The 24,259-nt window shown below is 54.6% G+C and carries 22 protein-coding genes and 3 pseudogenes; 19 read left to right on the top strand and 6 right to left on the bottom strand.

Annotated features, from left to right (window positions below):
* Positions 1–7 precede the first annotated feature (7 nt).
* From hpnE to DFR77_RS02240, 9 genes and pseudogenes are all read left to right on the top strand, one after another.
* A complete protein-coding gene (gene hpnE, locus DFR77_RS02280) occupies positions 8–1,321 on the top strand; it encodes a hydroxysqualene dehydroxylase HpnE (protein ID WP_003688575.1) in 1,314 nt (437 codons plus the stop codon).
* Positions 1,322–1,402: 81 nt separating this feature from the next.
* On the top strand, positions 1,403–2,122 hold the full coding sequence (locus tag DFR77_RS02275) for an SDR family oxidoreductase (RefSeq protein WP_003688574.1): 720 nt from the start codon (positions 1,403–1,405) through the stop codon (positions 2,120–2,122).
* Between the two features lie 165 nt (positions 2,123–2,287).
* Positions 2,288–2,959, top strand: a complete 672-nt coding sequence (locus DFR77_RS02270; RefSeq protein WP_003693243.1) for a CsgG/HfaB family protein — start codon at positions 2,288–2,290, stop codon at positions 2,957–2,959.
* Positions 2,960–3,092: 133 nt separating this feature from the next.
* Positions 3,093–3,257, top strand: a complete 165-nt coding sequence (locus tag DFR77_RS14740; RefSeq protein WP_465119384.1) for a hypothetical protein — start codon at positions 3,093–3,095, stop codon at positions 3,255–3,257.
* Entirely contained in the window at positions 3,202–3,336 is a 135-nt protein-coding gene (locus tag DFR77_RS13940) for a DUF4810 domain-containing protein (protein WP_349814389.1), read from the top strand. The genes DFR77_RS14740 and DFR77_RS13940 overlap by 56 nt, the downstream gene beginning before the upstream one ends.
* A complete protein-coding gene (locus DFR77_RS02260; RefSeq protein WP_003688570.1) occupies positions 3,333–3,980 on the top strand; it encodes a DUF799 domain-containing protein in 648 nt (215 codons plus the stop codon). The genes DFR77_RS13940 and DFR77_RS02260 overlap by 4 nt, the downstream gene beginning before the upstream one ends.
* A 392-nt stretch (positions 3,981–4,372) precedes the next feature.
* Positions 4,373–6,136: pseudogene (locus DFR77_RS02250) on the top strand (ABC transporter ATP-binding protein/permease).
* 103 nt (positions 6,137–6,239) lie between these two features.
* Entirely contained in the window at positions 6,240–6,908 is a 669-nt protein-coding gene (gene hda, locus DFR77_RS02245; protein WP_003693249.1) for a DnaA regulatory inactivator Hda, read from the top strand.
* Positions 6,905–7,573 (top strand): histidinol-phosphatase, encoded by a 669-nt coding sequence (locus tag DFR77_RS02240; protein ID WP_003688561.1) that lies wholly within the window; start codon positions 6,905–6,907, stop codon positions 7,571–7,573. Before hda ends, DFR77_RS02240 begins: the two co-directional genes overlap by 4 nt.
* Positions 7,574–8,125: 552 nt before the next feature.
* Here the strand turns inward: DFR77_RS02240 and argB are convergent.
* Positions 8,126–9,022, bottom strand: a complete 897-nt coding sequence (gene argB, locus DFR77_RS02225; RefSeq protein WP_003688559.1) for an acetylglutamate kinase — start codon at positions 9,020–9,022, stop codon at positions 8,126–8,128.
* 169 nt (positions 9,023–9,191) lie between these two features.
* Here argB and DFR77_RS02220 point away from each other — a divergent pair, with 169 nt between their 5' ends.
* Both DFR77_RS02220 and lgt read left to right on the top strand, forming a co-directional pair.
* Positions 9,192–10,322, top strand: coding sequence for a M14 family metallopeptidase (locus DFR77_RS02220; RefSeq protein WP_003691128.1), 1,131 nt, complete (start codon positions 9,192–9,194; stop codon positions 10,320–10,322).
* Positions 10,323–10,395: 73 nt separating this feature from the next.
* Complete coding sequence (gene lgt / locus DFR77_RS02215) at positions 10,396–11,247, top strand: prolipoprotein diacylglyceryl transferase (RefSeq protein WP_003688557.1); 852 nt, start codon at positions 10,396–10,398, stop codon at positions 11,245–11,247.
* 84 nt (positions 11,248–11,331) lie between these two features.
* Here lgt and DFR77_RS02210 read toward each other — a convergent pair whose 3' ends face one another.
* Positions 11,332–11,994: a YecA/YgfB family protein gene (locus DFR77_RS02210; protein ID WP_003688556.1), complete on the bottom strand. Its 663-nt coding sequence runs from the start codon at positions 11,992–11,994 to the stop codon at positions 11,332–11,334.
* Between the two features lie 33 nt (positions 11,995–12,027).
* Between DFR77_RS02210 and DFR77_RS13635 the strand changes: the two are divergent.
* Positions 12,028–12,134, top strand: a pseudogene (locus DFR77_RS13635) (IS5/IS1182 family transposase); the annotation flags it as partial.
* Between the two features lie 58 nt (positions 12,135–12,192).
* On the opposite strand, the gene DFR77_RS02205 reads toward DFR77_RS13635, so the two are convergent.
* Positions 12,193–13,986 (bottom strand): 2-isopropylmalate synthase, encoded by a 1,794-nt coding sequence (locus DFR77_RS02205; RefSeq protein WP_010358189.1) that lies wholly within the window; start codon positions 13,984–13,986, stop codon positions 12,193–12,195.
* Positions 13,987–14,231: 245 nt separating this feature from the next.
* Between DFR77_RS02205 and proB the strand changes: the two genes are divergently transcribed.
* Positions 14,232–15,341 carry a glutamate 5-kinase gene (gene proB / locus DFR77_RS02195; protein ID WP_003691125.1) on the top strand — a complete coding sequence of 370 codons (1,110 nt, stop codon included), beginning with the start codon at positions 14,232–14,234 and terminating at the stop codon, positions 15,339–15,341.
* A gap of 12 nt (positions 15,342–15,353) precedes the next feature.
* The gene (locus DFR77_RS02190; RefSeq protein WP_003693256.1) at positions 15,354–16,616 is read left to right on the top strand and encodes a glutamate-5-semialdehyde dehydrogenase; all 1,263 of its coding nucleotides are present in this window, start codon (positions 15,354–15,356) and stop codon (positions 16,614–16,616) included.
* 175 nt (positions 16,617–16,791) lie between these two features.
* Here the strand turns inward: DFR77_RS02190 and DFR77_RS02180 are convergent, their stop codons facing one another.
* On the bottom strand, positions 16,792–19,836 hold the full coding sequence (locus tag DFR77_RS02180; RefSeq protein ID WP_003688550.1) for a DNA translocase FtsK: 3,045 nt from the start codon (positions 19,834–19,836) through the stop codon (positions 16,792–16,794).
* Positions 19,837–20,000: 164 nt separating this feature from the next.
* Here DFR77_RS02180 and DFR77_RS02170 point away from each other — a divergent pair, with 164 nt between their 5' ends.
* The 3 genes and pseudogenes from DFR77_RS02170 to DFR77_RS13630 form a co-directional block, all read left to right on the top strand.
* Entirely contained in the window at positions 20,001–20,681 is a 681-nt protein-coding gene (locus DFR77_RS02170) for a membrane protein (protein ID WP_003691122.1), read from the top strand.
* Between the two features lie 28 nt (positions 20,682–20,709).
* Positions 20,710–21,069 carry a CrcB family protein gene (locus DFR77_RS02165; RefSeq protein ID WP_003688548.1) on the top strand — a complete coding sequence of 120 codons (360 nt, stop codon included), beginning with the start codon at positions 20,710–20,712 and terminating at the stop codon, positions 21,067–21,069.
* A 77-nt stretch (positions 21,070–21,146) separates the two neighbouring features.
* Positions 21,147–21,280: pseudogene (locus DFR77_RS13630) on the top strand (IS5/IS1182 family transposase); the annotation flags it as partial.
* Positions 21,281–21,673: 393 nt separating this feature from the next.
* Here DFR77_RS13630 and DFR77_RS02155 read toward each other — a convergent pair.
* Positions 21,674–22,210: an NUDIX hydrolase gene (locus tag DFR77_RS02155; protein ID WP_003688546.1), complete on the bottom strand. Its 537-nt coding sequence runs from the start codon at positions 22,208–22,210 to the stop codon at positions 21,674–21,676.
* Between the two features lie 33 nt (positions 22,211–22,243).
* Positions 22,244–22,600 carry a dihydroneopterin aldolase gene (gene folB / locus DFR77_RS02150; RefSeq protein WP_003688545.1) on the bottom strand — a complete coding sequence of 119 codons (357 nt, stop codon included), beginning with the start codon at positions 22,598–22,600 and terminating at the stop codon, positions 22,244–22,246.
* A gap of 55 nt (positions 22,601–22,655) precedes the next feature.
* Between folB and plsY the strand changes: the two genes are divergently transcribed.
* Together plsY and DFR77_RS02140 are read left to right on the top strand one after the other, a co-directional pair.
* Positions 22,656–23,258, top strand: coding sequence for a glycerol-3-phosphate 1-O-acyltransferase PlsY (gene plsY / locus DFR77_RS02145; RefSeq protein WP_003691121.1), 603 nt, complete (start codon positions 22,656–22,658; stop codon positions 23,256–23,258).
* Between the two features lie 91 nt (positions 23,259–23,349).
* Entirely contained in the window at positions 23,350–24,195 is an 846-nt protein-coding gene (locus DFR77_RS02140; protein ID WP_003698377.1) for a 23S rRNA (adenine(2030)-N(6))-methyltransferase RlmJ, read from the top strand.
* Positions 24,196–24,259 lie beyond the last annotated feature (64 nt).

Raw genomic sequence — 24,259 nt, 5'->3', positions numbered from 1 at the left:
GGAATAAATGATGAACACGCCGCATCCGCGCCCGAAAATCGCCGTCATCGGCGCAGGCTGGGCCGGCTTGTCCGCCGCCGTCACCTTGGCGCGGCACGCCGACGTTACCCTGTTTGAAGCCGGCCGGCAGGCGGGCGGAAGGGCGCGCACACTGGCCGGAAATACCGACGGTTTCGGTTTTTTGGACAACGGGCAGCACATTTTGCTCGGCGCATACCGGGGCGTGTTGCGCCTGATGAAAACCATCGGTTCAGACCCCCGTGCCGCCTTTTTGCGCGTACCGCTGCACTGGCATATGCACGGCGGTTTGCAGTTCCGCGCCCTCCCCCTGCCCGCGCCGCTGCATATTTTGGGCGGCGTGCTGCTTGCCCGGCGCGTACCGTCCGCATTCAAAGCCAAACTGCTTGCCGATATGTCCGATTTGCAGAAGTCCGCACGCCTCGGACAGCCCGACACGACAGTTGCACAATGGCTGAAACAGCGGAACGTGCCGCGTGCCGCCGTAATGCAGTTTTGGCAGCCCTTGGTCTGGGGCGCGCTCAACACGCCTTTGGAAACCGCAAGCCTGCGCGTGTTGTGCAACGTTTTGTCCGACGGCGTGCTGACGAAAAAATCCGGCAGCGACTATCTCCTACCCAAACAGGATTTGGGCGCAATCGTCGCCGAACCCGCCTTGGCGGAGCTTCAACGGCTCGGCGCGGACATCCGCCTCGAAACGCGCGTATGCCGTCTGAACACCCTCCCGGACGGAAAAGTCCTCGTCAACGGCGAAGCCTTCGATGCCGCCATACTTGCCACCGCGCCCTACCACGCCGCCGCGCTCCTGCCCGAAGGCACGCCCGAACACGTTCAGACGGCATATCAAAACCTTCGCTACCACGCCATCACCACCGTCTATCTGCGCTACGCCGAACCCGTCCGCCTGCCCGCCCCGCTGACCGGCATTGCCGACGGCACGGCACAATGGCTGCTTTGCCGGGGCAGGCTCGGACTGCCCGAAAACGAAGTCTCCGCCGTCATTAGCGTTTCCGACCGCGTCGGCGCGTTTGCAAACCGGGCGTGGGCGGACAAAGCCCACGCCGACCTCAAACGCATCCTTCCGCATTTGGGCGAACCCGAAGCCGTGCGCGTCATCACCGAAAAACGCGCCACAACCGCAACCGATGCCCCGCCGCCGGATTTGTCGTGGCTGCACCGGCACCGTATCTTCCCCGCCGGCGACTACCTCCACCCGCACTACCCCGCCACGCTCGAAGCCGCCGTACAATCAGGTTTCGCGTCGGCGGAAGCCTGCCTGCAAAGCCTGAACGATGCCGTCTGAAAACGCCGGCCGGCATCGGGACGCTTTACAAGGTGCGGCAAAACGCTAAAATACATTAACCGTCAAACCCAAAGGACAACCATGCCGACACTGACCGACAAAACCATCTTAGTTACCGGCGCATCGCAAGGCTTGGGCGAACAGGTCGCCAAAGCCTACGCCGCCGAAGGGGCGACCGTAATTCTGGTGGCACGCCATCAGAAAAAACTGGAAAAAGCCTATGACGCGATTGTCGAAGCCGGACACCCCGAACCCTTCGCCATCCGTTTCGACCTGATGAGTGCGGAAGAAAAAGAATTCGAACGGTTTGCCGCCACCATTGCCGAAGCCACGCAAGGCAAACTGGACGGCATCGTCCACTGCGCCGGCTATTTTTACGCCCTCTCGCCGCTGGATTTCCAAACCGTCGCCGAATGGGTCAACCAATACCGCATCAACACCGTCGCCCCGATGGGGCTGACCCGCGCCCTGTTCCCGCTGCTGAAGCAGTCGCCCGACGCGTCCGTCATCTTCGTCGGCGAAAGCCACGGCGAAACACCCAAAGCCTACTGGGGCGGCTTCGGCGCGTCCAAAGCCGCGTTGAACTACCTGTGCAAAGTCGCCGCCGACGAATGGGAACGCTTCGGCAACCTGCGCGCCAACGTCCTCGTCCCCGGCCCCATCAATTCCCCGCAACGCATCAAATCCCATCCGGGCGAAGCCGGAAGCGAACGCAAAAGCTACGGGGACGTACTGCCCGCATTTGTCTGGTGGGCAAGTGCCGAAAGCAAAGGGCGGAGCGGCGAAATCGTTTACCTCTAAATCCGGAAAAGGCAGGCATCCCGCCCGCGCCGCGCTTCCGTTTTGAAAAATATCCGTACCTTCCGCGCGCATCCGTCCCGCACAGACAAACACCTTGACTTAAATTTACATAAGGACAATAATGATAACCCGTTATTTCCCTAACTGGACCTTAGGGTAAATTTTATGAAAACCGTTTCCGCCGCCATCGCTTTTGCCGCCGCTGCCGTTTCACTGACCGGCTGTGCGACCGAGTCCTCACGCAGCCTCGAGGTTGCAAAAGTCGCCTCCTGCAATACGCAATATCACGGTGTTCGCACCCCGATTTCCGTCGGAACATTCGACAACCGCTCCAGCTTCCAAAAAGGCATTTTCTCCGACAGTGAAGACCGTCTGGGCAGCCAGGCAAAAACCATCCTGGTAACACACCTGCAACAAACCAACCGCTTCAACGTACTGAACCGCACCAACCTTAGCGCATTGAAACAGGAATCCGGCATTTCCGGCAAAGCGCAGAACCTGAAAGGCGCAGATTATGTCGTTACCGGCGATGTAACCGAATTCGGACGCAGAGATGTCGGCGATCATCAGCTCTTCGGCATTTTGGGTCGCGGCAAATCGCAAATCGCCTATGCAAAAGTGGCTCTGAATATCGTCAACGTCAATACTTCCGAAATCGTCTATTCCACACAGGGCGCGGGCGAATACGCACTTTCCAACCGCGAAATCATCGGTTTCGGCGGCACTTCCGGCTACGATGCGACTTTGAACGGCAAAGTTTTAGACTTGGCAATCCGCGAAGCCGTCGACAACTTGGTTCAGGCTGTCGACAACGGCGCATGGCAATCCAACCGTTAAGGAGAAATGATGAATCCGAAAACCTTGGGCCGTTTGTCGCTGTGTGCGGCGGTCTTGGCTCTGACCGCCTGCCGGCGGCGGGCATAAAAACCTGTATTATTACGGCGGTTATCCCGATACCGTCTATGAAGGTTTGAAAAACGACGACACTTCGTTGGGCAAGCAGACCGAAAAGATGGAAAAATACTTTGCGGAAGCCGCCAACAAAAAAAATGAATGCCGCCCCGGGTGCGCACGCCCATTTGGGACTGCTGCTTTCCCGTTCGGGAGACAAAGAGGGCGCGTTCCGCCAATTTGAAGAAGAGAAAAGGCTGTTTCCCGAATCGGGCGTATTTATGGACTTCCTGATGAAAACCGGTAAAGGAGGCAAGCGATGAAACCTTTGATTTTAGGGCTTGCCGCCGTGTTGGCTCTGTCTGCCTGCCAAGTTCGAAAAGCTCCCGACCTCGACTACACGTCATTCAAAGAAAGCAAACCGGCTTCAATTTTGGTGGTTCCGCCGCTGAACGAGTCGCCTGATGTCAACGGCACTTGGGGGATGCTGGCTTCGACCGCCGCGCCGATTTCCGAAGCCGGCTATTACGTCTTTCCCGCCGCAGTCGTGGAGGAAACCTTCAAAGAAAACGGCTTGACCAATGCCGCCGATATTCACGCCGTCCGGCCGGAAAAACTGCATCAAATTTTCGGCAATGATGCGGTTTTGTACATTACGGTTACCGAATACGGCACTTCATATCAAATTTTAGACAGCGTGACGACCGTATCCGCCAAAGCACGGCTGGTCGATTCCCGCAACGGGAAAGAGTTGTGGTCGGGTTCGGCCAGCATCCGCGAAGGCAGCAACAACAGCAACAGCGGCCTGTTGGGGGCTTTGGTCGGCGCAGTGGTCAATCAGATTGCCAACAGCCTGACCGACCGCGGTTATCAGGTTTCCAAAACCGCCGCATACAACCTACTGTCGCCCTATTCCCGCAACGGTATCTTGAAAGGTCCGAGATTCGTCGAAGAGCAGCCCAAATAAGCATATGCCGTCTGAACCTCTCCGAGCTTCAGACGGCATATGCGAATCTTGATACTTGCAAGCCGCACCGCCCAAAATCAGGCGACCGGTTTCAATATCCGAACAAGGTTCGGGTTCTGTATTTTGCAGAACCCGAACCTTTTATTCAAATTTAAACTTAATTCCGGCGTGGTTGTATGGTAAATTATAGTGGATTAAATTTAAACCAGTACGGCGTTGCCTCGCCTTGCCGTACTATCTGTACTGTCTGCGGCTTCGCCGCCTTGTCCTGATTTTTGTTAATCCACTATAACAAGCAATATGCCCTGACCGGCAAAACTTCCCCAAACTTCATCAAAAAATCAACTGTACCCGTCTTTTTCAGACGGCATTGATACCGTAAGAGATTTCCCATGCAAAACCGGCAAACCGAGCTTTATTCCACGCCGTCTTGGCTGTTGCAGACCTTATTGATGATTACCGCCGCCTCGGCGGTGATTCTGTTTTTCGCGCGCAACACGCGCTTGGGGCGGGAGTTTGCCTATATCCTGCGCCTTTGCCTGACACCGAAAAGCACGGTCAAAGTATTGCTGCTGATTACGGCAATGGTTACGCTGCTGTTAACCGAAGTGCGGTTGAATGTGTTGAGTACCTTCATGTCCAAAGGACTTTACGATTCGATGCAGGATTTGAATGCTTCGGCATTTTGGATGTTTGCAGCGATGAACGCCGGCGTGGTACTGATACGGGCGTTTAACAACGTCGTTAACGACTTTCTCGATTAAGGCTTGGCGATTAAATGGTCGGAACGGCTCAATGAAGTTTTGACTTCGCGCTGGCTTGCCGACAAAAACTACTACCGCCTGCAAATGCGCCGCCACGCGCCGGACAACATCGACCAGCGTATCCAACAGGATGCGCAGGAATTCATCGCTTCGACCATCGAATTTGTGCGCGGCATGGTCAATTCGGTCGTTACTTCTCTGGAATTTGCCGTTGTTTTGTGGGGCTTGGCAGGCATCCTGACCGTGTTCGGCTTCGACATTCCGCACGGCATTGTTTGGTTTGTCTTTATTTTCATGATTTTGGCGATCTTTATCGCCATGTGGATAGGCAACCCTTTGATTCGTTACAATTATGAAAACAAAAAACTCAACGGCGACTACCGTTATTCCCTCATCCTCGTACGCGACCACGCCGAAAGCGTGGCGTTTTACAGCGGCGAACAACACGAACACGACCGGCTTTCCGACCGCTTTAAAGCCATTATCCGCAACCGTTGGCGCATCGCGCGGCAAAGCGTCTGCTTAAGCGGCTTTAACGATATGTTCACCAACGGCATCAAACTCTTCCTGATTATTTTGCAAGCTCCGCGCCTGTTTGCCGGACAAATCAAAATCGGCGACATCCAGCAGACCGTCCAAGCCTTCGCGCGACTGCAAAACGCGCTGTCTTTCTTCCGAATGTTCTACAACAAATTCACCGCCTGCCACGCCCGACTGGAGCGTCTGTACGGCTTTTTGCTGAGTACCGAAGAACAACACGGCGCGCAGCAACCCGAGATTAGCGAAGTTTCAGACGGCATTGCACTGGAAAACGTCGCCCTGTTCCGCCACAACGGCGAAGTTTTATTGGACGGCATCAACATCAAACTCAAAAGCGGCGATTCCCTGCTGATACGCGGCCCGAGCGGTTTAGGCAAAACCTCGCTGCTGCGCGCGCTGGCGGGGCTTTGGCCGTTCGGCAGCAGCGGCAAAGTCAGCCGTCCGCCGCATCAAGGCATCCTCTTCCTGCCGCAACGCCCGTACACGGCACAAGGCAGCCTGCGCGACGCGGTTTGTTACCCCGATATCGACAAACAGCATCCCGAGTTAGCCGAAGCCATGAACACCTGCCGCTTGGGTTATCTGATTGACAAATTGGATAAAACAGACGGCTGGCAGCACAAACTCTCCCCCGGCGAACTGCAACGCGTCGCCTTCGTCCGCGCCCTGCTCTCCAAGCCCAAAATCGTCCTGCTCGACGAAGCCGCCGCCTTGGACGAACCGGCCGAAGCCTAGCTCTACCGCGCCTTAAAGCAAAAACTGCCCGACAGCATCATCAGTATCGGACACCGAAGTACGCTCAACGCGTTCCGCAATATGCACCTCGATGTCGGCAACGCTGCCTGCGGCTGAACGATGCCGTCTGAAGCCGTTTTCAGACGGCATCGTTCAAATTGGAAAGACACGCGAAAACAACGTACAATAAACCCGATTCCAACCCATCCGGTATGCCTTTGTGAACCAGCTTATTTTCGACTTTGCCGCACACGACTATCCGAGTTTCGACAAATTCCTCGGCACGGAAAATGCCGAACTGGTCTATGTGTTACAGCATAAACACGACCCGTTTATCTACGTCTGGGGCGAAGAAGGCGCGGGCAAAAGCCATCTGTTGCAGGCGTGGGTCGCACAGGCGCTCGAAGCCGGCAAAAACGCCGCCTATATCGATGCCGCCTCCATGCCGCTGACCGATGCCGCGTTTGAGGCAGAATACCTCGCCGTCGATCAAGTCGAAAAACTGGGCAACGAAGAACAAGCCCTGCTTTTTTCCATCTTCAACCGCTTCCGCAACAACGGCAAAGGCTTTTTGCTGCTCGGTTCGGAATACACGCCCCAGCAGCTCGTCATCCGCGAAGATTTGCGGACGCGTATGGCATACTGCCTCGTTTACGAAGTCAAGCCCCTAACCGACCCAGAAAAAATCGACGCGCTCGCCAATATGGCGGCGGCACGCCAAGTAACCGTCGATTCCGAAATTTTCGAATACCTGCTCAAACACTGGCGGCGCGATATGGACAGCCTGATGATGATGCTCGACACGCTGGACAACTACGCCGTAACCATGGGCAAACGCATTACCCTGCCGCTGCTTCGCCAGCTTTTGAAACAACAGGAAACCCAATGAAAAACCTCGCCATCTTCGACCTCGACAACACCCTCATCAACACCGATTCCGACCACGCCTGGCCGCAATACCTCATCAAAAAAGGGTTGGTTGACGCTGCCGAAACCGAAGCGCAAAACGAAAAATTCTACCGCGACTACCAAAACGGCTGCCTCGACATCGACGCATTCCTCAAACTCCACCTCGCCCCGCTCGCCCGTTACAGCAAAGAAGAGCTGGCGGAGTTTCACCGCGAATTTATGGCGGAATACATCATCCCCCACATCTCGCCTATGCAGCGTATGCTGGTGCAGAGCCACCAAATGGCAGGCGACGAAACCCTCGTGATTTCCTCAACCAACGAGTTCATCATCACCCCCGTCTGCCGCCTTTTCGGCATCGCCAACATGATCGGCACACAACTCGAGACCGGTCCCGACGGCCGCTACACCGGCAATTACATCGGCACGCCCAGCCTCAAAGAAGGCAAAATCACCCGTCTGAACCAATGGCTCGCCGAACGCGGCGAAACGCTCGAAAGCTACGGCAAAACCTATTTTTACAGCGACTCCAAAAACGACCTGCCGCTGCTGCGCCTCGTCAGCGAACCCGTCGCCGTCAACCCCGATGCCGAACTGGAAAAAGAAGCCAAAGAAAAAGGCTGGCCGGTTTTGAATTTCAAATGACGCAATGCCGTCTGAAGCCCGATTCGGCGTTCAGACGGCATTGAGGCTGAAATCCCAAAAACCCAAAGCCACAGGAATTCATCGGGAAAAACAACAATCTTTCCACCGTCATTCCCACGAAAGTGGGAATCTTGATCCGTCCGCACGGAAACTTATATTTCGTCATTCCACCAATCCCACACCACCCTTACCGGTTCAAATCCGCACAAAAATCCACATCCCGTCATTCCCACGAAAGTGGGAATCTAGGACGTAAAATCTAAAGAAACCTTTTTTTCCCGATAAGTTTCCGTGCCGACAGGTCTGGATTCCCGCCTGCGCGGGAATGACGAAATTTCAAAGTTATGGCGTTATCGGAAAAACAGAAAATCAAAGCCGGAGAATTTATCCAAAACAACCGGATTTCAAAAAAACCAAATTCCCGGCGGGAATGACGGATTTTAGGTTTCTGTTGTGGTTTCTGTTTTCTCGGGAATAACAACTTAGAAATTGCCCGAAACCCAAAAAGCAGAAACCGGCTTCCCGCCAAAGCCGGCATTTTCCGACTTTGCTTCAGGCATCTTCCCCTCTGCCTAAAATCATCGACCCGATACCGGCATCGGTAAAGATTTCCAGCAAAAGCGCGTTGGGCAACCTGCCGTCGATGATGTGCGTGGCTTTCACACCGTTGGCGGCGGCTTCGACCGCAGAAGCGATTTTCGGCAGCATACCGCCATACAGCGTGCCGTCGGCAATCAGCCCATCAATCCGTTTCGGCGTGAGTTTGGTCAGCAGATTGCCCGTTTTGTCCATCACACCGGCGATATTCGTCATCATCAAGAGTTTTTCGGCGTTCAATTCTTCCGCCAATTTGCCTGCCACCAAATCGGCGTTGATGTTGAACGCTTCGCCTTTTTCACCTACGCCGACGGGGGCGACGACGGGAATGCAGCCGCGTTCTATCAGCCCTTTAACCAAACCGGTATCGATGCTTTCCACCGTACCGACCTGTCCGATGTCCACGCTATTCTGTTCGGGCGTATCGACCAAAAGTTTCTTCGCCTTAATGAAATGGTCGTCGCGCCCGCTCACGCCGACCGCGTGCCCTCCATATGTGTTAATCATCGACACGATTTCCTTGTTGACGTGCCCGCCCAATACCATTTCGACAATATCCATCGTCTCTTTGTCGGTAACGCGCATTCCTTGGACAAATTCGCCCTTTTTGCCGACTTTTTCAAGCATCGCATTGATCTGCGGCCCGCCGCCGTGAACGATGACGGGATGAATGCCGACCAGCTTCAGCAGCACGACATCGCGGGCAAACCCTTCTTTCAAGGCAGGTTCGGTCATCGCGTTGCCGCCATACTTGATGACGGCGACCGAACCGGAAAACCGGCGGATGTAAGGCAGTGCTTCGGCAAGGATACGCGCCTTGTCGGCGGCGGAAATAATGTTTTCAAACTCCATAACGGCTCCATATTGTTGACAATTTCGGCTTATGTTAACGCCAAACGCCGTCTGAAACAATCTTCAGACGGCGTTTGGCACACCTTCGGGCAGGTTGAAGCCTTGCGATACGGGCGGTAAAATCGCGGTTTATCCGGTTCGAGAAACCGGCGACAGCAAGGACTTTCCCATGATTAAAATCAGCACCCGCTTCGATGCCGGCTCGGTCGTCGTCAAAGACCTGACCGACCCTTCCAACATCCGCCTCGCCCTGCGTTCCGACAACGCCTCCGATTTCGCACAATGGTTCTACTTCCGGCTGCAAGGCGCGGCCTATCAAAACTGCATCATGCATTTTGAAAACGCGGCAGAAGCCGCCTACCCGAAAGGCTGGGAAGGCTATCAGGCGTGTGCCTCATACGACCGCCGCAACTGGTTCCGCGTACCGACTTCCTACGAAAACGGCGTACTGACCGTCAATCATACGCCGCTGTCCAACAGCGTGTATTACGCCTATTTCGAACCCTATTCCGAAGAGCAGCACCTCAACCTCCTCGGCGACGCGCAAGGCAGCGGCCTGTGCCGCATCGACGACTTGGGCAGCACCGTGCAAGGCCGCGACATCAATCTGCTGACCATAGGCAACCAAGTCGAAAGCGACATGAAAATCTGGATTACCGCCCGCCAGCACCCGGGAGAAACCATGGCGGAATGGTTTGTCGAAGGGCTGCTCGGCAGGCTGCTCGATTCGCAAGACCCGACAGCACGCACCCTGCTCGACCGCGCCACGTTCTACATCGTCCCCAATATGAATCCCGACGGTTCGGCACTGGGCAACCTTCGTACCAACGCCGCCGGTGCGAACCTCAACCGCGAATGGGAAAACCCGACTTTGGAAAAAAGCCCCGAAGTGTTCTTCGTGCGCGGAAAAATGCTGGAAACCGGCGTGGATTTGTTTTTGGACATCCACGGCGATGAAGGTCTGCCCTTTGTCTTTGTTGCAGGAACGGAAGGTGTGCCGAACTACAATCCGCGCATTTCCGCGTTGGAAGCGCAGTTCAAAACCGCCCTTTTGAACGCCAGCCCCGATTTCCAAGACGAATACGGTTACGAAAAAGACGCGCCGGGCAAAGCGAATATGACCTTGGCGACCAACTGGGTCGGCAACCGTTTCAACTGCCTTGCCTACACGCTGGAAATGCCGTTCAAAGACAACGCCAACCTGCCCGACGACGACTTCGGCTGGAACGGCCAGCGTTCTTTGCGGCTTGGGGAAGCGGTGCTTTCCGCCATTTTGAACGTCGCCGGCGATTTGCGCTGACACTCCCCACTGAAAATGCCGTCTGAAAGCCCTTTTGCGTCTTTCAGACGGCATTTGAAAACGAAAGCCCGTTATGATTATCCATCACCAATTCGATCCCGTCCTCATCAGTATCGGCCCGCTTGCCGTGCGCTGGTATGCCTTAAGCTACATCCTCGGATTTATTCTTTTTACCTTTCTCGGCAGAAGGCGCATCGCGCAAGGCTTGTCCGTTTTTACCAAAGAATCGCTCGACGACTTCCTGACATGGGGCATTTTGGGCGTGATTTTGGGCGGACGCTTGGGCTATGTCCTGTTTTACAAATTCTCCGACTACCTCGCCCATCCGCTTGATATTTTCAAGGTATGGGAAGGCGGAATGTCGTTCCACGGCGGCTTTTTGGGTGTAGTTATTGCCATATGGTTGTTCAGCCGCAAGCACGGCATCGGCTTCCTCAAACTGATGGACACGGTCGCGCCGCTCGTTCCGCTGGGTCTCGCTTCGGGACGTATCGGCAACTTTATCAACGGCGAACTTTGGGGACGCATTACCGACATTAACGCATTTTGGGCAATGGGCTTCCCGCAAGCGCATTACGAAGATGCCGAAGCCGCCGCGCACAATCCGCTTTGGGCAGAATGGCTGCAACAATACGGTATGCTGCCGCGTCATCCCTCGCAGCTTTATCAGTTTGCCCTTGAAGGCATCTGCCTGTTCGCCGTCGTTTGGCTGTTTTCCAAAAAACCGCGCCCGACCGGGCAGACTGCCGCGCTTTTTCTCGGCGGCTACGGCGTGTTCCGCTTTATTGCCGAATTTGCGCGCCAACCCGACGACTATCTCGGGCTGCTGACCTTGGGGCTGTCGATGGGGCAATGGTTGAGCGTCCCGATGATTGTTTTGGGTATCGTCGGCTTTGTCCGGTTCGGCATGAAAAAACAGCACTGACCGCCTGTGAAAAATACCGTCTGAAACATGGAAATCCGGTTTCAGACGGCATTTTTACGTTTGGTTCAGATGAAAACAAACGCTTCAATTCTTACCGCAACACGCCTTGTATTTCCTGCCGCTGCCGCACGGACAGGGATCGTTCCTGCCGGTTTTTTCCCCTTCCCTGCGGACGGTTTGCGGTTTGTTGATGACCGCCTGCCAGTAGCGGTAGATGTCTGCCAGCGCGTAAGGCAGTTCGGACGCAAGTTCCGCCAGCTCGCCTTCGGTGAATTGCAGGCGGATAGCGCCGTTTTCCTCTTCGTCGTAAATGCCGCCCAATGCCATCACGGGGTAAAACAGCTCTTCAAACGCTTCATCATCGGCGGCTTCAAACCAATCGGTCGGCACAATGTCCAAACCGTAAAGATAGGCGTTGCACCAAGTGTAAAAATCGCTGCCGCCCTCGCCGTCGTCGTAGAGCCACAAATCGGGCAGCTTTTTATCCGACATCGCGGCGGTTGTTTCCATCGCCATTGCCAAAACCAGCCGTTCGATTTCGGAACGTTCGGCGGCGGTAAATTGCGATTCGTCGCCCAACACTTCGGGCAGCCAGTCGAGCGGTGCCAATTTGTCCGGCCCGCTCAACAGCGCCGTCATAAAACCTTGAACCTCGTCGCAACGCATCGTGTTGCCTTGTTCGCTTTTGGCATCCAACAATTCGCCCAACCGCCGTTTGGATGCTTCGGTAAATTTTCGGGAATCCATCATTTTCCTTTTCAAATGGGTTTTGCGCCCTATTATAGTGGATTAAATTTAAATCAGGACAAGGCGGCGAGCCGCAGACAGTACAAATAGTACGGCAAGGCGAGGCAACGCCGTACCGGTTTAAATTTAATCCACTATATCGCCGCAATGCCGTCTGAAGCCTTTTTATGCTTCAGACGGCATCGTCTGTTTTCACGCTCAAATCGTACCGCTGCCCTGCGCCTTCGGTTTGGCGGCACTAAATTCCAGCTTGCTCAAAGCGGAAAGGTAAGCTTTGGCGGTCGCCGCCAAAATGTCGGTATCCGCGCCCTGACCGTTGACGACGCGGTTGCCGCGCGCCAAACGGACGCTGGTTTCGCCTTGGCTTTCCGTACCTTGCGTGACGGCGTTGACGGAATAAATCTGCAAAGTCGCGCCGCTTTGCGCCACGCTCTCAATCGCTTTGAAAATTGCATCAACAGGACCGGAGCCGGTTGCGGAAGCGCGTTTTTCTTCGCCTTTGATGCCGAACACGATGTCGGCGCGCGGCTCTTCGCCGGTTTCGGTGCTGATTTTTTGAGAAATGAATTTATAGCTTTCGGCATTCATATTGCCCATTTCGTCCGACACCAGCGCGTGCAGGTCTTCATCGAAGATTTCGCGTTTTTTGTCGGCGAGTTCTTTGAAGCGTGCAAATGCCGCGTTCAGTGCCTCTTCGCTTTCCAACTCGATGCCCAAATCCGCCAGCTTGGTTTTGAAGGCGTTGCGGCCGGACAATTTGCCCAAGCTCAATCGGTTTGCCGACCAACCGACCGATTCGGCAGACATAATCTCGTAAGTTTCGCGGTGTTTCAGCACCCCGTCCTGATGGATGCCCGATTCGTGCGAAAAGGCATTCGCGCCGACAATGGCTTTATTGGGCTGCACGGGATAGCCCGTAATGGTGGACACCAGTTTGGACGAAGGCACGATTTGCGTGGTATCGATGCCGGTTTCCAAGCCGAACAAGTCGTGGCGCACCTTCAACGCCATCACGATTTCTTCAACCGAAGCATTCCCCGCGCGTTCGCCCAAACCGTTAACGGTACATTCCACCTGACGCGCGCCGCCTTTTAATGCGGCAAGCGAATTGGCAACCGCCAAGCCCAAATCGTTGTGGCAGTGTGCCGACCAGACGACTTTGCCGCCGTTGGGCGTTTTGGCAATCAGTTCGCGGAAAAATTCTTCGGTTTTGTACGGGATGGAATAGCCGACGGTATCGGGAATATTGATGGTGGTCGCGCCCGCTTCAATCACCGCGCCGCAGATTTCGGCAAGGAAATCGATTTGCGAACGCAACGCGTCTTCGCAGGAAAATTCCACATCGTCGGTGTATTCACGAGCGATTTTTACCGCTTTGACCGCCGCCTCAATCACCTGCTTCGGCTTCATCTTCAGCTTGTACTCCATATGGATGGGGCTGGTGGCGATGAAGGTGTGGATGCGTTTTTTCGGCGCGGGCGCAACGGCCTTACCCGCCTGACGGATGTCCCGCTCGATGGCGCGGGACAATGAACAGACCGTTGATTTGGTAATGGTTTTCGCAATCGCATTGACCGCCTCGAAATCGCCCGGGCTGGCGGCGGCAAAACCCGCTTCGATGATGTCCGCGCCCAATTTTTCCAACTGGCGGGCAACGCGGATTTTTTCCTCTTTGGTCATAGCGGCGCCGGGCGATTGTTCGCCGTCGCGCAGGGTGGTGTCGAAAATAATAACGCGGTTGGCCTGTGTCATTTCTGTTCTCTCCAGAGATTCGTTTTTTTGTAAAAAAGCATTCAAATCCAGCGGTCTTCCTTGCGATTCGGCAAGCGCGGTCAATTTTTGCAGTTGCGCCAAAGGCAGCGAGCCGCGTGTGCGCCATTTGTAGATGGCGGCGGTCGTCGCGGCATTTTCAGGATCGTGCCGTTTCAACGCTTCGGCAAGCGCGTTCACGCCGCCGAAATAGGCGACCAGACGGTCTATATCTAATTGCATGGTAGTCCTTGTCTAAAATAAATCAGCCCGCAGCAGAAATATGGACAGGATTATACGCATTTTGGACAAAACGGCAATATTAATTTGAAAAAATCTCAATAAGTTGCTATAAATTTTATTAATTTTATACATTTTGTCTATTTTATTGCAGATGCGGCGTGATTGTTGACAATTGCGACAGAACAGGGCAAATTCGGCGGTACAAGGCGGCAACGAGACAGGACAAACCAACAAGGACGGAAACAATGAAATACAAAAGAATCGTATTTAAAGTCGGCACATCTTCGATTACCCATTCGGACGGCAGCCTCTCGCGCGGCAAAATCCAAACCATCACCCGCCAGCTTGCCGCATTGCATCATGCGGGACACGAGCTGGTCTTGGTGTCTTCCGGCGCGGTTGCTGCAGGGTTCGGCGCGCTGGGTTTCAAAAAACGTCCGGTCAAAATCGCCGACAAACAGGCTTCCGCCGCCGTCGGGCAGGGGCTGCTGATGGAAGAATATACGGCAAACCTGTCTTCAGACGGCATCGTGTCCGCACAAATCCTGCTCAGCCGTGCCGACTTTGCCGACAAACGCCGCTACCAAAATGCCGGCGGCGCACTTTCCGTGCTGCTGCAACGCCGCGCGATTCCCATCATCAATGAAAACGACACGGTTTCGGTTGAGGAGTTGAAAATCGGCGACAACGACACATTGAGTGCGCAAGTGGCGGCGATGATACAGGCAGACCTCTTGGTGCTGCTGACCGACATAGACGGTCTTTACACCGGCAACCCGAACAGCAATCCCGATGCCGTACGGCTGGACAAAATCGAACACATCAACCATGAAATCATCGAAATGGCGGGCGGCTCGGGTTCGGCAAACGGCACGGGCGGTATGCTGACCAAAATCAAAGCGGCAACCATCGCCGCCGAATCCGGCGTACCGGTGTATATCTGTTCCTCACTCAAACCCGATTCATTGGCCGAAGCCGCCGAACATCAGGCGGACGGCTCGTTTTTCGTCCCCCGTGCCAAAGGTTTGCGGACACAGAAGCAATGGCTGGCGTTCTATTCCGAAAGCCGGGGCAGCGTTTATGTGGACGAAGGTGCGGAACACGCTTTGTCCGAACAAGGGAAAAGCCTGCTGATGTCGGGCATTGCCGGAATCGAAGGGCATTTTTCCCGTATGGACACCGTAACCGTGTACAGCAAGGCAACCAAACAGCCCCTGGGCAAAGGGCGCGTCCTTTTCGGCTCCGCCGCCGCCGAAGACCTGCTCAAATCGCGTAAGGCGAAAGGCGTGTTCATCCATCGGGACGATTGGATTTCCATCACGCCCGAAATACGCCTGCTTCTGACCGAATTTTAGAAAAGGAAACCCATGTCAAACACACAAAAACAGCTTGCCCTTGCCAAAGCGGCAAAAAAATCCGTCAACACGGCGGATGCGGAAGAAAAAAACCGCGCGCTGCTTGCTATGGCGGACAGTCTGGAAGCGGCGGCGGAAGATATTTTGGCGGCAAACCGTTTGGATTTGAAAGCGGCGGCAGGCAAAATTCCCGACAGCATGACCGACCGCCTTTTGTTGGACGGCAAACGCATTTGCGCGATGGCGGACGGCATCAGGGCGGTTGCCGCGCTGCCCGACCCCGTGGGCGAAATACTGGAAACCTCGACTCTGCCCAACGGCTTGGAAATCGTCAAAAAGCGCGTGGCGATGGGCGTTATCGGCATTATTTACGAAAGCCGCCCGAACGTTACTTCCGATGCGGCGGCTTTGGCACTGAAAAGCGGCAGCGCGGTCGTACTCCGCAGCGGCAAAGATGCATTTCAATCCGCACGCGCCATCGTTGCCGCCCTGAAAACGGGGTTGGCACAAACCCGCATCGACCCCGAAGCCGTACAGCTCATCGAAGACACAGGGCGTGAGGGCAGTTACGAAATGATGAGGGCGAAAGATTATCTAGACCTGCTGATTCCGCGCGGCGGGGCAGGGCTGATACGGGCGGTGGTTGAAAATGCCGTCGTGCCGGTCATTGAAACGGGGACGGGCATCGTCCACATTTATATCGACAAGGACGCGGATTGGGACAAGGCACTCCGTATCGTGTACAACGCCAAAACCGGCCGCCCGTCCGTGTGCAACTCGATGGAAGTGCTGCTGGTGCATGAAGGCATTGCTGCCGACTTCCTGCCCAAGCTCGAACGGCTGTTGGTTCGCGGCCGTATAGAAGCCGGACTGCCGCCCGTCCGCTTCCGTTTGGATCCGCAGGCGGCGCGGTATATCGGCGGCGAAGCGGCGGGTGCAGACGATTTCGATACCGAGTTTTTAGACTACATCCTCGCCGTGAAAACCGTCGCTTCGGTTGAAGAGGCGGTCGGGCACATCGAAGCCCGCGGCACGCACCATTCAGACGGCATCGTTACCGAAAACCGCCACGCTGCGGACTATTTCACGACCCATATCGATTCTGCCGCCGTGTATATCAACGCGTCCACGCGCTTCACCGACGGCGGCGAATTCGGCTTGGGTTGCGAAATGGGCATCTCCACGCAAAAACTCCACGCCCGGGGCCCGATGGGTTTGAAAGAGCTGACGAGTTACAAATACATCGTACAAGGCACGGGACAGGTTAGGGAATAATCCGAATTCAAACGTCTGATATAGTGGATTAAATTTAAACCGGTACGGCGTTGCCTCGCCTTGCCGTACTATCTGTACTGTCTGCGGCTTCGCCGCCTTGTCCTGATTTTTGTTAATCCACTATAAAAATGCCGTCTGAAACAGTCTTCAGACGGCATTTTTATTTGCAAAAAAATCAAGCATTGTCCAAGGGGACGAGAATCGTACGGTTGCCGTTGTGTTCCGGTGCGGACACAATGCCTTCCGCTTCCATTTGGTCAATCAGACGCGCGGCGCGGTTGTAGCCGATACGCAAGGCGCGCTGTACGCCCGAAATGCTGGCTTTGCGCGTTTTCAGGACAACGGATACGGCCTCGTCGTACATCGGATCGGTTTCGCCGTCGCCGCTGCGCCCGATACCGGGCAGCTCTTCGCTGCCGCCGCCGCTCAAAATATCGTCAACATAGTCCGGCTCGCCAAACTGCTTCAGATATTCGACCACGCGGTGCACCTCTTCATCCGAGGCAAACGCGCCGTGAACGCGCTGCGGATAGGCAGTACCCGGCGGCAGGAACAGCATATCGCCCTGACCGAGCAGGTTTTCCGCGCCCATTTGGTCGAGAATCGTGCGGCTGTCGATTTTGCTGGACACTTGGAACGCGATACGCGTCGGGATGTTCGCCTTAATCAGACCCGTGATGACATCGACGCTGGGGCGTTGTGTGGCAAGGATAAGGTGGATGCCTGCCGCGCGGGCTTTTTGGGCGAGGCGCGCAATCAGTTCTTCGATTTTCTTGCCTGCCGTCATCATCAAATCGGCAAACTCATCGACCACGACCACGATAAACGGCAGTTTTTCCAAAGGTTCGGGATCGTCGGGCGTGAGGCTGAACGGATTGCCGATTTTTTCTCCCCTTGCTGCGGCTTCGGCGGTTTTTTGGTTGAAGCCCGCAAGATTGCGCACGCCCATAAAGCTCATCAGGCGGTAGCGTTTTTCCATTTCGTTAACACACCAGTTCAGCGCGTTTGCCGCCAGCTTCATATCGGTAACGACAGGGGCGAGCAGGTGCGTGATGCCTTCGTAAATGCTCAATTCCAGCATTTTCGGATCGATCATAATCATACGCACGTCTTCCGGCGCGGCTTTGAAAAGCATAGACAGAATCATCGCGTTGACACCCACCGATTTGCCCGAACCGGTCGTGCCGGCAACCAGCAAATGCGGTGCTTTGCCCAAGTCGGTTACGACGGGCTGTCCGGTAATGTCCTGACCGAGCGCGAGCGTCAGCTTGGATTTGGATTCGGCAAACTCGGGCGAATTGAAAATTTCGCTCAGGCGTATCATTTGGCGTTTCGGGTTCGGAAGTTCCAAACCCATGCAGGTTTTGCCGGGGATGGTTTCGACAACGCGGATGGAAGCCACGCCGAGCGAACGCGCCAAGTCTTTTTCCAAATTCAGAACGGAATTGCCGCGCACGCCGACATCGGGTTCGATTTCATAACGCGTAATCACGGGGCCGGAATAAGAATCGACAACCTTGACCTTGACTTTGAACTCCGCCAATTTTTCTTCGATGGTGATGCTGTTTTCCAACAGTTCTTCTTCGGTTTGCGTCGCCTCGGGATTGAACAGCGGAGGCAGAAGCAGGTCGGTTGTCGGCAGGTGTTCGGATACCGCACCGGTCTCTTCCGATTGGAACGCCCCTTCATCCGCTTCCGTATCCGATACCCGGCAGGACGGGCGTTCAGACGGCACATCTTCAAACGGACAAACCGCCTGACTGTCATGCCCGAACGCTTCGGTTTCCGACAGATATTGCCCGCTTGACCGCTCTGCCGCACCCTCACTGCCGTCATCTGCAATAGCGGCGGTTTCCTCCTGCCAACCTCCATTCAAAACATCAGCGGCAAGATGGTCGGTTTCGGCAATGCGGCTGCGTTGCGCCTGCTCGAATCCTGCCGGCGGCTCATAGGTACGGTTGTAGATTTCCGATACGGGAGGCGGCGGCAGAATATCGATTTCGGGTACGGCTACCTCCGGCACTTCGGGTGGTTCGACCACCCAAGCATCGGGCGCGGCAGGCTCTTCAATATGGATATCGGCAGCTTCATCATAAACCGGACCGCCGTATCCCACAGACGAAACGGTTTCCGTGAAAACATTTTCGGTTTCAGACGGCATTTCGACATCCCGTTTCCCGACAACCGTCCGACTTTCCGGAATCAGGCGCGAAATCCGCGCCTCCGCAGAAACCGTTGCCTTGTTCGGTTCTTTCAAATTGACGGAAACGCGGCGGCGGGCATCGCGGACGGCTGTGCCGTCTGAAACGGACTGCCCTTGGGAAACATCCGGGGATTTTGCCTCCGCCTGCCCTTTCTCCTGCCCTGCATGACGGCGGAACGGCGCATTCCGTGCATTTTCGGCTTTGACTGCAGAAAAGGCAGACGGATGCTGCTTCTCAAAATACGGCTCAAATCCGTAATCCGCAGACTCGGAAAACGCTTCTTTGTCCGCATCAAACATACGGGAATACGTGCGTTGAAGCACAGGGTCGTCCAAACCGATAATCTGCAGCCCTTCCATCGGGGTATCGGACACGCGTACTTTGGGGACGGCTGTTCCGTTTTTCTCAAATGCATCGATATAGCGTTTTTTCGTTTCCCTTAAAGCCGCGCTGCTTAAAGCACGCGTTGCTTCTTCCAAAGTGATTTCCTTAAAAACCGGACGGACGGGCGAAGTTTTGCTTTCAGACTGCATCAACCCTTCAGCAATACTCCGGTCGAATGGGATGCGGCGGTTGTCGATTACGGCAGTTGCAATGTCTTCCGTATCGGCAGCCTCTTCCTCCGCAGCTTCTGCTGCTTCCGTTTCCGCTTCTTCCGTCCCGTTTCCACTGTCTGAATACCCGTCGGATGCGGTCGGAACATCCGCACGGTTTGCAGAAGCAGGCGGAACGGGCCTGTCCGGTTCGGATTCGTGCGCCAGATAGTTTCGGCAGAAACGGACGACACCGACAAACAGCCAATACACTGCCGTTTTGACGGCATGGAAAAGCATCAGGGAAAACTCGGGAAAATCGGGCATACCGTCTTTGATTTCAGGCAGCTCCGCCTGTTTTTCCCCTTTCTTTTCCTGCCACGCAGAAACCTCGCGCATCCACTCGCGTTCGGATTGTGCGCGGACAAAAAACAGGCCGGCAAGCGCAAGCAACAAAATAACGATCAAAACTATCCAAAACATATGCCGTTTCCCGCAAGACAAACGATTAACCGAGTTTATTTTAACGTGTTTCCAGCCCAAAAAAAACAACCGGCCGACAATTCTGCCGAAACCGATTCGGCTTTCGGTTTGCCCCCGCCGACAGTATAATAGCCGCCCCTTCCCTTAATCTTTGCGGCATTACCATGATTTTCCAAACAGTCTGGTTTTCAGATGTGGTACTGTCGGTTTCGTGGATTGTCCTTATCCTGATACTGGCAGCTTCCGCGCCGTCGGCATTCCGTTCGCTTGCCCGCTACCGTTCCGCCCTTCCCCTGTGTACCGTAATTTTTTCCGCAGCATGGTGTCTGAACGCCTCTGTCGGCGGCGGACAGCTTGCCCAGATGAACTACCACCTGCTTGCCGTCAATCTGGTTACACTGATGGTGGATACCTCCGCCGCCCTTTGGCTTGCCGCGCTGCTGATGCTGCCCTACTGCCTGCTGTTTGCCGGTTCTGCCGGCGCATATCCGCCGAACGCTTTGGTGCTGATACTGCCCGCGCTTGTCGTCAACCGCCTGTCGCGTATGCTGGTCAACCGTCTGCCGCCCAATATTTTCATCTTTATTTTCGTCAACGGCTTTCTCGCTTCCGCCGCCGGCATTCTGCTGACCGGGCTGGTGCTGATCGGTATTTTGGATGCCGCAAACGCTTTTCCGTCCGAAATATTGTGGACGACCGCCCTGCCCGTCTTTATTCTGCTGGCGTGGGCGGAAGCCTTCCTCAGCGGCATTTCAACTGCCATTTTCGTGGCACTGAAGCCCCATTGGATCAACACTTTCGACGACAACCGCTATCTGAAGTCCGAGCGCGGCATATGGCTGTAGCCTTCAGACGGCATAGGCAGACAAAACCATGCTTTCCAACATCCTCCCCCTTTCCATCGGTGCAATATTCGGCACAACGGCGCGTTGGCTGCTCAACCTCGCCGTCCCCGCATCGTTGTCTCCCGCCACAGGCAACCTGTTTGCCAACTGGACGGGCGCGCTGCTCATCGGCATCTTTGCCGAAACCGTCAGCCATCCGCAATGGAAGCTGCTGCTGATTACCGGTTTTTTCGGCAGCCTGACCACGCTTTCCGGATTTTCACTGGAAACCGTAACCCTGCTCCAATCGAACCGTCCCGCTTCGGCACTTGCCAATATTTTCCTACACACGGCAGGTTCGCTGCTGCTGACTTGGCTCGGGCTGAAGATAGGGACGGCAGTCAAATAACCGCAAAAAATTGCTTCCTTTGGTTTTGACATAATCTATAAATTGGCTTCGCTTGTTTAAATACTGCCTGTGCCAATTATAGTGGATTAAATTTAAATCAGGACAAGGCGGCGAGCCGCAGACAGTACAGATAGTACGGCAAGGCGAGGCAACGCCGTACCGGTTTAAATTTAATCCACTATACCGTTCTCAAATTCAAATTGGGCTTTTAGGTCTATAACAAAGAAAAAGCCTTGGGAGGATAAACCTACCAAGGCTTTTTCTTAAAAAACGCTCTATCACTGTGCCTAAAAATGCAAAAAAGTAACCGTCATAATCCTTTTGCCAAAATCAATATCATCATCCGATGAATGAACGGACGGTATATAAGAAAGCGTTAATAAACTCATAAACCAGTAAGAAAAATCAGTAACGAAGATATTCATTATTACCCATTCTTAAAAATTATCACGTTCGTTTGGGTAATTATCATACCCTTTTCCCTCTTATTACTAAAGCACGAATTACTTTAAAGTACGCACCCAGAGACAAGCCGAAAAGGCATATCCGATCCGCCAAACAAAATGCCCGCCGACTTACTCCGGCGGGCGGTTCCAACATCCTGTCAATCCTTCATCAGCCAGTATTGCAAACCGATTAATGTTTTACCGTCTTTAATTTCATCGTTTGCCAATGCCTGACGGACTTCATCTTTCGACATCAGCACGGTTTCCGTTATTTCATCTTCATCATTAGAAAGCGTACTGCCCAAGCGCACGCCTTCCGCCTCGAACAGATACATTTTTTCATTGCAAAAACCGACCGCCGTATAAAAACTGTACAGCAGGCGCACGCTGTCGGCAACATAAGGCGTTTCCTCCGCCAATTCTCGCAGCGCACACGCTGCCATATCCTCGCCCGCCACATCCAGCTTGCCCGCAGGAAGTTCCAATGTCGCCTGATTTGCCGCATAACGCCACTGCCGCACCAAAACGACCTTTTCGTCATCCGTTACCGCCAACACGCACGCCGCGCCCGGATGCCGGATGACGATGCGCTGCCCTTCATTGCCGTTGGGCAGCCTGACCTTATCCCTGCTGATACTGACGAAACCGCCCTCGTAAATGGTTTCGCCGCCTAATTTTACTTCCCTCAAATCCACTTCATATCTCCTTTCCGTTTCCTATTCTGCCGTTCAATCTTCACGCTTGCCGCGCTCGATTTCCACTCCAACCTCGCGCACGCCTTCCAAAATACCCGGCTTGACGATTTTCACGTGCACCCACACCGCGCCGAAATATCCCAAAACCAAATCGGCAATATATTCCGCCAACGCTTCCAAAAGCAGGAAATCCTGTTCTTTCAGATGTCGGCGCAGCGTTTCGCATACCTCGGCATAATGCACCGTATTGGCAATATCGTCGTCCGAACCCGCTTTCTCGGGAACGCCGATGTCCAAATCGACAATCAGGGTCTGCAACCGTTCGCGTTCCCAGCCGTACACGCCGATAAGCGTATCCGCCTTCATGCCGTGCAAAAAGATTTTATCCATAATCCGCCCCGTTTTTTGCTAAAATAACCGCACCATTCTAAGTAAAGTACCGCAAATGTTCAACATACCGGCCGTCGCCGTTTCCTATTTAATCGGTTCACTTTCTTTCGCCGTCATCGTTTCCAAGTATTACGGGATGGACGACCCGCGCACCTACGGATCGGGCAATCCCGGCGCGACCAATGTTTTACGCAGCGGCAAAAAAAAGGCGGCCGCGCTGACGCTCTTGGGCGATGCCGCCAAAGGTTTGGTTGCCGTTTTGCTTGCACGCGTGCTTCAAGAACCGCTCGGTTTATCCGACAGCGCAATCGCCGCCGTCGCACTCGCCGCGCTGGTCGGGCATATGTGGCCGGTGTTTTTCGGATTTAAGGGCGGCAAAGGCGTGGCAACGGCATTGGGCGTGCTTCTGGCACTCTCTCCTGCAACTGCCTTGGTCTGCGCGTTGATTTGGCTTGTGATGGCATTCGGCTTCAAAGTATCCTCCCTTGCCGCGCTGGTCGCCACAACCGCCGCCCCCCTTGCCGCACTGTTTTTTATGCCGCATACTTCTTGGATTTTCGCAACCCTCGCAATCGCCATATTGGTGTTGCTCCGCCATAAGAGCAACATCCTCAACCTGATTAAAGGCAAAGAAAGCAAAATCGGCGAAAAACGCTGATTCGGCATTTGTTTTCCATTACGTCATGCCGTCTGAAACCATGTTCCCGCGTTCAGACGGCATTTCCGCACAAACGGCTTTCATACATACCATGCTCAGTTACAGACACGCATTTCACGCCGGCAACCACGCCGATATGCTCAAACACTTCACCTTGTTTTTAGTGCTGCAATATTTCAACCGCAAAGACAAGCCCTACTGGTACATCGACACGCACGGCGGCGCGGGTTTGTACAATCTCGAAGGCAGCGAGGCGCAGAAAGTCGGCGAATACCGGCAAGGCATCGCCCTGCTCCGACAGGCGCAAAACCTGCCTGCCGAACTCTCTGACTTTGCCGCGCACATACAAAAAATCCTGCCCTCGCCCGAACTTTACTGCGGCTCTCCGTGGCTGGCGCAATCGCTGATCCGCATCGGCGACAAATTGCGCCTGTTTGAGCTGCACCCCACCGACTTTGTCCATCTGCAAAACAATATGGGCGAAGCGGGATTGGGCAAACGCGGACAAGTGTTGCGCGAAGACGGTTACAAAGGGCTGATTTCCCTGCTGCCGCCCCCGCCGCGACGCGCTGTTATTCTCATCGACCCGCCCTATGAGGAAAAACAGGACTACCGGCGTGTAACGGAAACGCTGAAAGCCGCTTTAAAACGGTTTGAGTCCGGCTGTTATCTCATTTGGTATCCCTGCCTCAGCCGCGAAGAAAGCCGCAAGCTGCCGGAAGAATTGAAAAAACTCCTGCCCGACAACTACCTTTACGCCGAACTGCACGTCCACGCGCCGAAAACCGACGGTTTCGGTATGCACGGCAGCGGAATGTTCGTGATTAATCCCCCTTACCTTTTAGCCGAACAATTGGCGGCAAACCTCCCCGCCCTGACACGGCTGCTGGCGCAAGACGAAGGCGCGCGCTACCTGTTGGACAACAAAATCCGCTGACCCCGATGCCGTCTGAAACCCTTCAGACGGCATCTTCCGTCAAACAAACAAAACCGGGCGATAC

Source organism: Neisseria gonorrhoeae, from assembly GCF_003315235.1.
Taxonomy (GTDB): Bacteria; Pseudomonadota; Gammaproteobacteria; order Burkholderiales; family Neisseriaceae; genus Neisseria; species Neisseria gonorrhoeae.
Note: the sequence above shows the minus strand (reverse complement) of the source record. Positions and strands in the feature narration are given on the sequence as shown.